11 protein-coding genes are annotated in these 12082 nt (G+C 58.7%); 6 read left to right on the top strand and 5 right to left on the bottom strand.

The features are described from left to right. On the bottom strand, positions 1-750 hold the full coding sequence (locus G411_RS0118415; protein WP_022960664.1) for a hypothetical protein: 750 nt from the start codon (positions 748-750) through the stop codon (positions 1-3). A gap of 92 nt (positions 751-842) precedes the next feature. Between G411_RS0118415 and G411_RS0118410 the strand changes: the two genes are divergently transcribed. Then, a complete protein-coding gene (locus G411_RS0118410; RefSeq protein WP_022960663.1) occupies positions 843-1121 on the top strand; it encodes a peptidylprolyl isomerase in 279 nt (92 codons plus the stop codon). A gap of 3 nt (positions 1122-1124) precedes the next feature. Here the strand turns inward: G411_RS0118410 and G411_RS0118405 are convergent, their stop codons facing one another. After that, a complete protein-coding gene (locus tag G411_RS0118405; protein WP_028968592.1) occupies positions 1125-1664 on the bottom strand; it encodes a PepSY-associated TM helix domain-containing protein in 540 nt (179 codons plus the stop codon). Positions 1665-1798: 134 nt separating this feature from the next. Next, on the bottom strand, positions 1799-2839 hold the full coding sequence (locus G411_RS0118400; protein WP_022960661.1) for a transporter: 1041 nt from the start codon (positions 2837-2839) through the stop codon (positions 1799-1801). A 159-nt stretch (positions 2840-2998) separates the two neighbouring features. On the opposite strand from G411_RS0118400, the gene G411_RS21155 reads away from it, so the two are divergent. Together G411_RS21155 and G411_RS0118390 are read left to right on the top strand one after the other, a co-directional pair. Further along, positions 2999-4270, top strand: a complete 1272-nt coding sequence (locus tag G411_RS21155) for an ATP-binding protein (protein ID WP_022960660.1) — start codon at positions 2999-3001, stop codon at positions 4268-4270. Then, positions 4267-4815, top strand: coding sequence for a response regulator transcription factor (locus tag G411_RS0118390; protein WP_022960659.1), 549 nt, complete (start codon positions 4267-4269; stop codon positions 4813-4815). Before G411_RS21155 ends, G411_RS0118390 begins: the two co-directional genes overlap by 4 nt. Before the next feature lie 3 nt (positions 4816-4818). Here G411_RS0118390 and G411_RS21725 read toward each other — a convergent pair whose 3' ends face one another. Then, positions 4819-7746, bottom strand: coding sequence for a choice-of-anchor I family protein (locus G411_RS21725; protein ID WP_157581411.1), 2928 nt, complete (start codon positions 7744-7746; stop codon positions 4819-4821). Between the two features lie 113 nt (positions 7747-7859). Further along, complete coding sequence (locus G411_RS0118380; protein WP_022960657.1) at positions 7860-9086, bottom strand: argininosuccinate synthase; 1227 nt, start codon at positions 9084-9086, stop codon at positions 7860-7862. A 235-nt stretch (positions 9087-9321) separates the two neighbouring features. On the opposite strand from G411_RS0118380, the gene G411_RS0118370 reads away from it, so the two are divergent. The 3 genes from G411_RS0118370 to G411_RS0118360 are packed head-to-tail and all read left to right on the top strand — an operon-like array spanning position 9322 to position 12072. Beyond that, positions 9322-10401, top strand: a complete 1080-nt coding sequence (locus G411_RS0118370) for an ABC transporter ATP-binding protein (RefSeq protein ID WP_022960655.1) — start codon at positions 9322-9324, stop codon at positions 10399-10401. A gap of 1 nt (position 10402) precedes the next feature. Beyond that, the gene (locus tag G411_RS0118365; RefSeq protein WP_022960654.1) at positions 10403-11305 is read left to right on the top strand and encodes an ABC transporter permease; all 903 of its coding nucleotides are present in this window, start codon (positions 10403-10405) and stop codon (positions 11303-11305) included. Beyond that, a complete protein-coding gene (locus tag G411_RS0118360) occupies positions 11305-12072 on the top strand; it encodes an ABC transporter permease (RefSeq protein WP_022960653.1) in 768 nt (255 codons plus the stop codon). Before G411_RS0118365 ends, G411_RS0118360 begins: the two co-directional genes overlap by 1 nt. The last annotated feature ends 10 nt before the right edge of the window (positions 12073-12082 follow it).

Below are 12082 nucleotides of genomic sequence, written 5' to 3'. Positions count from 1 at the left end.
TCAGACAAACGGCGCTTCGCTTTCCAGAAAGCGCCGCAGCTCCTCACACTCGTCGGCATTGCGGTCGCCCGTGCCCCGCCGACTGTCCATCACGTCGATATAGTTCAGCAGCCCCACCTCATTGAACGCGTACATCGGGGTGTCAGTATCGAAATCCGGCTCCGCCCGCTGTGCCTGCCAGTTGCCACTGCGGGCGTGAAACAAGCGGTTGCGGGAGCTGTTGTCGATAAGCAGCAAACCCGGATGCTGATTCACCAGCAGCCCCCAGCCTTGCGCAATACTCTGGGCCTGAAGACGCTGGTGAACCTCGTCGATTGACGCGCCTCTACGCAGAGCGCTCATAACGCGCTGCACCCCGTCCTCGCCCATCACCCAGGTGGCAAAATAGCGACGCGGCGCCGGTAGCCAGAACGCCGTAGGATAGGGCGGCGTGTCCTGATGCGGTTGCTGACAGAAGTCGGTGAGATAGGGATTGCTGCTGTATTGATGCTGCTGAGGCGCTCGCTGAGCCAAGGTGTAGTTTTGGGGATTTAATGGCAGACCGGGAAACTCGACAAGGCCGTAGTCCAGAATCTCCCGTCGCAGCTCCTGCAAAAACCCGTAGGCACTGCCGCAATAGGGGTAGCGCTCCCGCAATGCCTGGGGCACGGTAATTCGCAATCCCAGCCGGCGGCCATCGAGCCGGTGTACCCCGGACTCAACGCGGCACTCAGCGGCAATATCGGCAAAGCAGAACGGCACTCTGGGCATAAGGTTTCAGCGTATTTGCGAAAGAAGAAAACAACAGGATTATATATACTCACTCCCCCGTTTTCAGACCGCAAGTATCCTCGGAGTGTTCGATGCGCAGCGCCATGGCCCGCCACATTCTTGTTAAAACAGCCGACGAAGCCAAGGCACTGAAACGTCGTGTGGAGAAAGGCGATAACTTTGAGCAGCTCGCCCGCAAACACTCCCAGTGTCCATCAGGCAAGCGCGGCGGCGATCTTGGCGAAGTAAAGAAAGGCCAGATGGTCGCCAGCGTTGATAAGGCCATATTCAGCGGGCCGCTGCAGCAGGTTCAGGGCCCGGTCAAAAGCCGTTTCGGCTACCATCTGGTGCAGGTGTACTTTCGCGATTGAGCCTCAGGCAAACAGCGCCAACAGCAGGAAGACCGCCAGGCCACCTACCGATAATTGCAGGGTGCGAGTGCGCAGACCTTTGGCGGCCAGTCCCAGCCACAGCCCACTGAGCATAATCAATACCAGCGCCAGAGAGAAAATCTGCTGCCCGATACGGAACCACTGGGGGCCATGCCCTTTATGCAGTTCAATCAAAGACGCCTGAAGACTCGGCTTAACCACATCGATCTGCACCCCCCCTTCACTGGGCGTCAGACGATAGTTAAGACGGTTGCTGGGACGAGTACTCACCTCCCGGCCACGCACTTTAACTTGCTCAAAATCGCCGCCCAAACCGGCCTGATCCAGCAAGGCCCGCACATCCTCTTCCAGCTGCACGCTATCCGGGTTCAGGCTGCCCGGCAGCAGCACGGAGCTTTCCACACGCTGCTCACCTTTAATACCGACCAGATACAAACCACCGGAGATCGCCATCAGTATCACCATCGGTGCAAAGAAAGCGGCCAGATACAGGTGGATATTAATCAGTAACTTCCTTGACATGAAAACGCCCCCCTCGAGCATTCAATGCCGCCGGCAGACCGGACAGGCAAGACAGTAACGACGACCTGGTAAATCTGCGTCGTCGTGTAATTTACCACGTAATGCCAGTTTACCGACGCTAAATTAAGCCTGGATTAAAAGGCGTACTGCCAACCCGCTGTAAACGTGGACTGCTGTTCCATTTGCGGGCCATCGAGATGCTGGTAGACCGGTTCGCTGTACTCAAGCGCCAAACGGTGGCCCTTGGCACGGCCTTTGGTGAAGAGATAGTTCACCCCCACGGCCAATTCGCTGCGCTCACCGCCCTGCGCACCGGGATCTGCCGTGGGCACCATCATCGGGTTCAGATCATCGCGGGCACCATCAATATTGCCCCAGGCGCTGTGAATAAGGCGCAGAGAGCCGCTGAAGGCTGGCGTGAAACTGCGTGCCAGCCAGCCGCTGAGTTGGCCGCGATTGCCCATCCGGTAGTCATTGTCGTTGTAGTCGGTGGGCACCGTCAGCATGAGCTGCGCGCCCCAACTGAAGGTGCTTCCAAAACCCGTATAGGTCACTCCGGGCATCAGATCAACACTGCCGGAGCCGAGCTGCATGCGATAAGGCAGCTTCGCCTTATTCTGCGCGGGCGTGTCGTCACGCTCATCAATACTCCCCGTCGGCAGACTCACGCCAAGGTTGGCATGCAGTCGGTGGCGAGCGTCGTCACTCTGATAGAGTTTGAGCAGTGCAGAAGCCTTAACATCACCCACCCCCTCACTGCGCGTGGTAAAACGCTGTCCCATACGGGTTACATGCGTCATCTCGTTGCGCAGATACGGCAACATCAGCATGACGGTGACCTCGTCGCTCGGTGCGTACATCGCCCCGAACATATGCATTTCCATGTCCATGCTGAGCGGTGCCACCATATAGGGCCCCGGCGCCATCATCGTGCCGGTAATTTGCCCTGCCGACACACGGTCACCGCCGTCGAGATTGCCCTCCATCTCCATCGCCATATAACGATAGGACAGCATCCACTCTCCCACTTTATGGCGGTGATCACCCATCACGCCAATCGGTGCATGAGAGCTTGCCCCCATGCTCGCAGCCGCAGGAGCGGTTTCATGGGCAATGCTGAATGTGCTGACAAGCAGCGCCAGTAACGGCAGACCCTGCCGGATCGTTTTATACATAGGAGGAGGCACCCTGAGGAGTATGATTGTTTTTGTTTGGCGCAGAAGTTTACCATCAGGCGCAGAGCGACATCGCGCTGCTGCGACATAATGACGCAGCAGCGCAGGCCCGAACAGGGTCAACCGCTATACTTAGTCCTTTGTTTGCCAGGAGCCAACGTGAATCCGGATACCGCCAACCTCCGACGCCTGTGCGCCATTCGCAGCGTGGTGATCGCCGGTCAGTTTCTGGCCCTGGAATTTGCCAAGCATCAGCTCGGCTGGATGCTGCCCTATGTCACGCTGGAACTGCTGCTGGGGGTGATCGCCCTGTTTGCGCTGTTCTGCTGGTGGCGAAGCTATCAGCGCTGGCCGGTCATTGAGCTGGAGCTGTTTGTCCAACTTTGCGTCGACGTCGCGGGCTTTACTGCGGTGCTGTATTTCTCCGGCGGGAGCAACAACCCGTTTATCTCTTATCTACTGGTGCCGCTGTGCATCTCCGCCACCACCCTGCCCCTGCGCTACACCTGGGCACTGGGTGTGATGTCCCTGTTGGCCTACAGCCTGCTGCTGGTTTACTTCATTCCATTGGCGCCGCTATCGCCCCACAGCCACCAGACCATGCAGGGCATGACCCTCAACATGCACGTGGCAGGTATGTGGATGAACTTTGTGGTCAGCGCTCTGCTGATCGCCTACTTCGTTTCCGCCATGGCCAGCAGCCTGCGGCAGAAGGAGAACGAACTGGCGCAGGTTCGCGAACGCCAGCTACAGGATGAACAATTGCTGGCCGTCGCCACACTCGCCGCCGGAACGGCTCACGAGCTGGGCACCCCTCTGGCCACGATCAAGGTGATCAGCGAAGACCTGCGCGAAGAGGTGGAGACCGACCTGCGTGAAGATGTCGATGCGCTCAGCGAACAGGTGGATCACTGCAAGCAGATTCTCGACAAACTGGTGAGTACTGCGCGCGACCTGAGCGCCTTGCAGGCTGAAACGGAACCCCTGGCCAGCTACGTACAGGGCTTGGTGGACCGCTGGCAACTGATGCGACCCGGCAGTGAGTTAGTGGTGGATATCGCGCCCGAGCTGCGCGCCATGACCATCAGCCTCGACGGCACCGTAAGCCAAAGCATTCTCAACCTGCTGAACAACGCGGCAGATGTGACTCCGGACCAGGTGAGCCTGAGCATCTATCAAGACGACGACCAGCTCTGCCTTGCCATTAAAGACCGTGGCCCCGGCCTGCCAGGCGCCGAAGGCGTTATCCACAAAGCTTACGTCAGCACCAAAGGCAAAGGCCTGGGATTGGGCTTGATGCTCAGCCACGCCACCGCTGAACGCTATGGTGGAAATCTGCAGTGGCATCGACGGCGGGGCGGCGGAAGCCGTCTCGAACTGCGCCTGCCACTGGCCGCCATCAGCCATTATCGCGAAGAGGACAATGCATGAATGCTAGCCAACATAAACGCTTTCTGGTTATCGACGATGATGAGGCTTTCTGTCATGCGCTGTCGCGCTCACTACAGCGCAAGGGCTACCTTGTAGAGGTGGCGCAGGATCTGGACAGTGCCCGACAGGTCTGCCAGCAATTCAGTCCGCACTACGCCGTAGTGGACCTGAAGATTGATCAGGAATCCGGCCTGAGCATTATTCCCTACCTCCGGGAGCGCTTCCCCGACATTCGCCTGCTGATGCTGACCGGCTACTCCAGCATCGCCACCGCGGTGGACGCGATAAAGCTGGGCGCCGACAACTACCTGCAGAAACCGGCGGGTACCACTGCCATTCTCAACGCACTGAACGAAGAACGGCGCAGCCCGGCAGTCGAAAGCATCGACCCGATTAAGGCGCCGTCACTGGAAAGAATGACCTGGGAGCATATTCAGCAGGCGCTGAAGGAAAATGACGGGAATATCTCAGCCACGGCACGGCAGCTGGGGATGCACCGGCGCACTTTGCAGCGCAAACTGCAGAAGCGGCCGGTGAAGTCCTGAGGCTTACTCGGTCTCGGTACCAGTTCTCAGTCGGAAAATACGCACATTGCCGGTGGCGCTGTTGGCAACCGCCAGATACGCCACACTGTCAACCACGAAGGTAGCCAGCCCTTCCGGTCCGACATCACCCGTTTCATTGCTCAGCGATGCCGCAAAATTGCGGTTATTCAGGTAGCTGACGAACTGCACACCATAGGGTGAAGTGATGTCGTAAACCGCGACCCCACCGACGCCGTTGAGTGTGATCAGCGCATAGATACGCTCCTGACTGGAAACCAGGGCCAAGCCCTTGGGCTGTGCGCCCTTCTCGTCACTGAGGGTATCGCGATCATTGGCATTGTTACCCAGCAGGGTCTGTGTCACACGAATCAGATCATTACCGGAATCGTAGATCAGATTACCTTCCGCATCGCGAACCGAGAACGAGCGCGCACCGAAGGCGGAAATCTGATCGATATCACCGTCACCGTCGGTATCACCGCGCTCGCTGCTGACCTGCAGACGTCCCAGCTGGCTGTCATTGCCGGCGGCGGCAGCACTGGGGTTGGCAGGATCGATCTCCGGCCCAACTACACCGTCGAGGTCGCTGGCACGCAGCAACTCGGAGAAGCCACTGAAGTCACGGGCTCGTCCCTCATTGGCGGTCACGAAGAAATTACTGCCACCGCTTTGATAGGTGCGAAGACCATAGGGCTGATAAAGACCAACCACACCGGGCCATGTCTGCAGAGTAATACTGCCGTTGTCATTGACGTCGAGGCTGTTGCGAGCCTCGCCGAAATCTTTGACGCCCAGATCAATCAGCGCATCGACGCTGGCAGTTTCCAGGTCAATCACGGCCACTGCATTGTTGCTCTGCAGGCTGACGTAGGCTTTGTCGTTATCCAGGGTTACGCTGATGCGACCGGGCTCAAGATCCTGTGCCAGGGTCACACCGGGAGCCAGCGGCTTCAAGCCAGCGGGCACTTCATCAGCACGACTTCCACCACTGTTGAACTCACTGAAATCGATGTCGTTAATGGTCACATTGTCGACGCCATCGCTTAAATCGATCTGCGTAATCGAGCCTTCCGGATTGACGCTGTGGTCATCGCTCGGCAAGCCTTCGTTGGCAACCAGCAGACTGCTGGACAGCAAATCGAAGACAATGGCACTGGGACCGGGGCCAACGTCATAGGTCGCGACAAGGCTCAGATCTTCCAGCAGATAAAGCGCGGCAATCCCATCGTCCTGCGGATTATCCGCAGCGATCGCTACCGCCAGGAAACCGCTGCCTGTCGCAATGCTTGTGGCGGCACCCAGGGTTTTAGCGGCATCGGCTTCAGCGGCGCTGAGGTCGACGGTGCCATTGAGTACCGGCGAAAGTGCCTCACTGACGTCGACGATATCCACACCGCCCGTCTGCCCGTTGAGCACAAACAATTGGCTGTTGGTGGAATCGGAGGCCACCGCCTTGGCAGCACCGCCATTCAGCTGTGCATCATTGCGACGGATACTGGCCGATTCAGCGTAATCCATGCTGATCTGGAGCGGCACATTGTCAACAAGGAAGGCGCCCAAGGGCAGTATGGCAATACGGTTTGCGGTATCGCCGTACAGTCCGTAGCGGTTGTCATTGATCAGCGCAACGAAGTTCGCGCTCAACAGTGCCAGTGCTTCCACGTTTTCGCCCAGCGGGTCGATGCCGCTTGGCAGAGGCATGCTCAGGCTGTCAAAACCGAGGTGTTTGGGTACAAACGGAACCCCGGCCACCAGAAACTGCTCTTCCAGGCTGGGGCTTGTGTTGCTGTCGTCCCAGCTTGTGCCCAGAATGCTTTCGGCGTCGGCGAGATTGATTTTGTAGTACTTACTGACGCTGCGCGCCTGCTCAACCACCACCAGATAATCGGTGTCCACGGCCGCCGCTTCGGTCACGCGGATTTCGCTCTGATCAATCAGCTCACCGTTGTCCAGATCACCGCTGCCATTAAACAGCCGTGCATATTGCTCTGGGCTGTCGAGGCGATAGAGGTACTCGCCGTCGATGCTGGAAATCGTGCCGTCGTCATTAAGCGCCAGTTTGCCGATACGCACGATTCGCGACTCTGCCGCCGCTGCGCTGCCGGGATTGGCCAGCGGTGCCGCCATCACGAAATACAGGAAGGCATTGTCCGGGCTCAGCGCCAGCGCCGAGATACCCCGGCCATTTTGACGCTTGCTGAGAATGGACGGCAGGTAACTTTCACTCACCGTGTACGCAGCGCCAGTGTAGTCAGCACCGCGTCCGGCTGGGACTTCGCGACGCAGGATGGTGCCGTCACTGTCAATCAGCAGCAAACTGGGGCCGTAGTCGTCGGCCACCCAGAACCGTCCGTTCTCGAGCTTGACCAGCGCCTCGGGATCGATCCCGTTCGGCGTCGACAGCAGCTGGTTGCCACTCGGGTCGAAAGCCACTTCCTCGGGACCGTTGCTGTTGGCATTTGGCAGGCCACTGGCTTTTTGCGCCCCCGCCTCGATAAAGACGGTGTCCTGCTGCTCCAGCGCGAGCTTGGTACCCACACCACTGAGCTTCCATTTCTGGATGCGCGGCTGATATTGCGGCTGCACGAAGACCACACCGCTGTTGTCGTCGCAGAAATTGGCCTGACCAATCATCTCCGCACTGTCCGAACAGGGGAATGTCGGCCCGCGATCCGTGATCGTGTAGAAGATATTGCTGCCTTCATCGGTCGCGCGGAACGCACCACTGCCAACAGACAGGCTGACAGGCAGCGAGGCGCCATTACTGAACTGCACCGTGCCGAGCGATTCCTCAACGAAGAACTGCCGGGAGTTCAGCTCGAAGCTGAGTCGGCGACTGCTGGAGTCACTGTCACCACTACAAGCCACCATACCAAACGCGGCGGCCAGTAAAGGAAAGGTCTTGAGTAAGGCCCGTTTTGATCCAATCATGCACTCGATCCCGATATTGAAAGGCGGCTGCTCAGCCACCCTGAATGTTCTTGTTGTGTTATGGACTCGCCATCGCAGTAAAAAGGGGGCCACGGCCCCCTTTTTACTGCCACTCAGCCTGAGAGCTGCGAGCGGCCTTTGTTTGCGGCGATGCGCAGACGCAGTGCGTTCAGTTTGATGAAGCCTTCGGCGTCTTTCTGATCGTAGGCGCCCGCATCATCTTCAAAGGTGGCAATCGCCTCGTCGAACAGGGAGTTGTCTGACTTGCGACCTACTACGACCACATTCCCCTTATAGAGTTTCAGGCGTACGGTGCCGTTCACGAAACCCTGCGACTCGTCGATGGCCGCCTGCAGCATACGGCGCTCCGGGCTGAACCAGTAACCGTTATACACTAGCTTGGCGTAACGCGGCATCAGCTCGTCTTTCAGGTGGGCCGCTTCGCGGTCCAGCGTGATCGACTCAATGGCGCGGTGGGCCTTAAGCATAATGGTGCCGCCGGGGGTTTCATAACAGCCGCGCGACTTCATGCCCACGTAGCGGTTTTCAACCAGGTCCAGACGGCCAATGCCATTGTCACCGGCCAGCTTGTTCAGTGTGGCCAGCATAGTGGCCGGGCTCAGCGCCTCGCCGTTCAGCGTTACCGGATCGCCGTTCTGATAACCCAGCTCAATGTATGTGGGCTTGTCGGGAGCCGCTTCGGGGCTGACGCTCCAGCGCCACATGTCTTCTTCCGGCTCCCAGTACGGATCTTCCAGATTGCCGCCTTCGTAAGAAATGTGCAGCAGGTTGGCGTCCATGGAGTACGGCGACTTCTTCTTTTTGTTGGAGAAATCGACCGGAATCTGGTGCTGTTCGCAGTACGCCATCAGGGTCTCGCGGGAAGTCAGATCCCACTCGCGCCAGGGCGCAATCACTTTAATGCCGGGCTTCAGCGAATAGGCGCCCAGTTCGAAGCGCACCTGGTCGTTGCCCTTGCCTGTCGCGCCGTGGGAGATGGCATCGGCGCCGGTCTCGTTGGCAATCTCGATCAGTCGCTTGGCAATCAGCGGACGGGCAATCGACGTACCCAGCAGGTACTCACCCTCATAAATCGCGTTGCTGCGGAACATCGGAAAAACAAAATCTCGCACATACTCTTCGCGAAGATCATCGATGTAGATTTCTTTCACGCCCAGCGCCTGGGCTTTGGCGCGCGCCGGTTCCACTTCCTCGCCCTGACCAATATCAGCGGTAAACGTCACCACTTCACACTGATAGGTTTCCTGCAACCACTTGACGATGACCGAGGTGTCCAGGCCACCCGAATAGGCCAGTACAACCTTGTTGATATCCGACATAACACACTCCGAAAAACACCTGCGCGCCCAGTGCCGCAGGGTGGGAAAAGCCCGCTATTTTAGCGGGCTTTGCGGCCGCACGCCATGCCGCGCGCGCAGCGCCCATGCGCCGTGATGAGGCAGTGCGCAAAAGTGGCAAAAATGTTGGAATTTTTTCGCCCCTCAAGGATTGACTGCGCCGCCATATAGCCCGACATTAGCGCCGTTTTTTCACGTTTTTGTGGAGAGTTCCGGCGTGTTAGAAATCGTCGATGTTTCACGGCGCTTTGGCGATTACCAGGCGCTGAACTGCGTAAGCCTGCATGTCGAGGCCGGGGAGTTTTTTACTCTGCTCGGCCCCTCCGGCTGCGGCAAGACCACGCTGCTGCGCAGCATCGCCGGTTTTGAGCAACCCGACAGCGGCGATATTCTGCTTGATGGCCGCTCGCTGCTGAGTCTGCCGCCGGAGCAGCGCCCGGTGCACACCGTCTTCCAGAGCTACGCGCTGTTCCCCCACATGACGGTGGCCGACAACATCGCCTTCCCCCTGCGGATGGCTGGCTGCAACGAAACCGAGATTCGCCAGCGCGTTGCTGAAGTGCTGGAGGATGTACGTTTGCCCGACGCCGGCAGCCGCTTCCCCGACGCCCTCTCTGGCGGCCAGCGCCAACGGATTGCGATAGCAAGAGCACTGGTCAATCGTCCACGCCTGCTGCTGCTCGACGAGCCGCTGTCCGCGCTGGACGCCAAACTGCGCGAGCAAATGCAGATTGAGCTGATCAACTTGCAGAAAGAGGTCGGCATCACCTTTGTGTATGTCACCCACGATCAGGGCGAAGCGCTGGCGCTGTCACATCGCATAGCGGTGATGGAGCATGGCGAAATCAGTCAGGTCGACGAGCCCTCCGTACTGTACAGCTGCCCGGATAACCGTTTTGTGGCGGATTTTATCGGCCAGTGCAATCTGCTCGACGGCAAGGTCATCGAACAAGACGGTGAACGAGTGCGTATTGCGCTGGCGGGGCTCGGCGAGATGACCGTGCCCACCAACGAGGAAATCGACTTTCTGCCCGGCGATGCCTGCGCGCTGACACTCCGCCCGGAGAAAATCCGTCTGGCACGAGAACTGCAATGCGGCGACGACGAATTCCATGTGCGCGGCGAGGTGCACGACATGCTCTACCTGGGCGACGTCACGGTGTACATCATTGAAGCTGACGGTGTGCGTATTGAGGCGCTGCTGGCCAACAGCGCTCCCGGCCGCACCCGCCTGTTTGAGCCCGGTGATACCGTTGAACTGTGCTGGCGTTACGACGCCGGACACCTGGTGCGCTAGCGTGAAGAACCTTTCTGCCAAGCTGGGGCGCGCCCTGCTGTCGCTGCCCCCGGCGGCCTATTTGCTGCTGTTTTTCGCACTGCCGACGCTCATGATGCTGTTGGCTTCTTTCCGGTATCCCGGCGACTATGGCGGTCTCGCGCCCTGGTATTACCTGGACGATGGCGCGCTGAGTTTTGACCTCACCACCGAAAACTGGGCGCGACTGTTCGAGTCCACCATTTACCTCAGCCTGTTGATCAAGTCGCTGGGCTTTGCCTTGCTGACCACCGCCATCTGCGCCGTGATGGCCTACCCCCTGGCACTGACCATCGCCCGCAGTCCCAAGAAATACCGCGACCTGCTCCTGCTGCTGGTGATTCTGCCGTTCTGGAGCAACTTTCTGGTGCGCATCTACGCCTGGATGATTATTTTCAGCCCCCAGGGCGCCCTCACTGTCGCCCTTAACACCCTGCTGGAAAGCGTCGGCCTGCCCACCGTCAACCTGATGTTCAGCAGCACCGCCGTTATCACCTGCCTGGTGTATGTCCACCTGCCCTTTATGGTGTTGCCGCTGTACGCCAATCTGGAAAAACACGATCCAGCGCTGCTCGATGCCGCCCGCGATCTGGGCGCCAGTCGCCACCAGTGCTTCTGGAAAATCACCTGGCCACTGAGCTTGCCCGGCCTCTATGCGGGCAGCGTGCTGGTATTCATTCCCTCCCTCGGCATGTTCGCCATCCCCGACCTGCTCGGCGGCACCGAGGGCATTATGATCGGCAATGTCATCAAGCAGCAGTTTGTCGAGGCCCGTGACTGGCCCTTTGGCAGTGTGCTGTCGCTGGTGCTGACCGCCTTTACCCTCCTGCTGGTGCTGGTAGCCGGCCGCGCGGGCAAGGCCTCGGGCGGCAAGGAGGCGCGCTGATGAAACACAATGCTCTGCTGGTCAGCGCCACCCTGATGGTCTATGCCTTTTTGTATCTGCCGCTGATGGTGGTCGTGCTGTTCAGCTTCAATGATTCCAAGCTCAACGCCGAGTGGGTGGGCTTCACCCTGAAATGGTATGAACAGCTTTTCGATAATCCCGCCATGCTGAAAGCGGCGATGAACTCGCTGATTATTGCCACAGTTAGCGCGCTGTTGGCCGGCATTCTGGGCACGCTGGCGGGCATTGCCATTCACCGCTTCCGGCAAAAGTGGCTGTCGGCACTGGTACTCGGCCCGGTGGCGATGCCCGATATTCTGATTGGCGTGAGCTTGCTGCTGATGTTCATGCTGATGAATATCAGCCTGGGTATGGTGTCGATTATCCTCGCCCACGTCAGCTTCAGCATTGGTTTTGTTGCGCTGGCAGTGCAGTCGCGCATGGCGGGCATGGACGACAGCCTGATTGAGGCCGCCCGGGACCTGGGCGCCACACCGCTGCAAAGCTTCCGCCTGATTACCCTTCCACTGCTGATGCCCGGCATTATCGCCGGCATGATGATGGCGTTCACGCTCTCTATCGACGATTTTGTTGTGACCTTTTTTACTGCGGGTGTCGGCAGCTCAACCCTGCCCCTGGAGATTTACTCCATGGTCAAGATTGCGGTCACGCCCGAAGTTAATGCGGTATCGACACTGCTGATGCTGTTGACGCTGATTCTGATCACCGCGCTTTCCCGCTTTTCGCCGCAAACGCTGCGAAGCTAACCCGAGGATA

The organism is Spongiibacter tropicus DSM 19543 (assembly GCF_000420325.1).
In the GTDB taxonomy this organism is placed as follows: domain Bacteria; phylum Pseudomonadota; class Gammaproteobacteria; order Pseudomonadales; family Spongiibacteraceae; genus Spongiibacter; species Spongiibacter tropicus.
Note: the sequence above shows the minus strand (reverse complement) of the source record. Positions and strands in the feature narration are given on the sequence as shown.

Excerpts from the sequence above, each read along its gene's own strand:
- G411_RS0118415 (WP_022960664.1), bottom strand. The coding sequence starts at position 750 with ATGCCCAGAGTGCCGTTCTGCTTTGCCGATATTGCCGCTGAGTGCCGC.
- G411_RS0118410 (WP_022960663.1), top strand. The coding sequence starts at position 843 with ATGCGCAGCGCCATGGCCCGCCACATTCTTGTTAAAACAGCCGACGAA.
- G411_RS0118405 (WP_028968592.1), bottom strand. The coding sequence starts at position 1,664 with ATGTCAAGGAAGTTACTGATTAATATCCACCTGTATCTGGCCGCTTTC.
- G411_RS0118400 (WP_022960661.1), bottom strand. The coding sequence starts at position 2,839 with ATGTATAAAACGATCCGGCAGGGTCTGCCGTTACTGGCGCTGCTTGTC.
- G411_RS0118390 (WP_022960659.1), top strand. The coding sequence starts at position 4,267 with ATGAATGCTAGCCAACATAAACGCTTTCTGGTTATCGACGATGATGAG.
- G411_RS21725 (WP_157581411.1), bottom strand. The coding sequence starts at position 7,746 with ATGATTGGATCAAAACGGGCCTTACTCAAGACCTTTCCTTTACTGGCC.
- G411_RS0118380 (WP_022960657.1), bottom strand. The coding sequence starts at position 9,086 with ATGTCGGATATCAACAAGGTTGTACTGGCCTATTCGGGTGGCCTGGAC.
- G411_RS0118360 (WP_022960653.1), top strand. The coding sequence starts at position 11,305 with ATGAAACACAATGCTCTGCTGGTCAGCGCCACCCTGATGGTCTATGCC.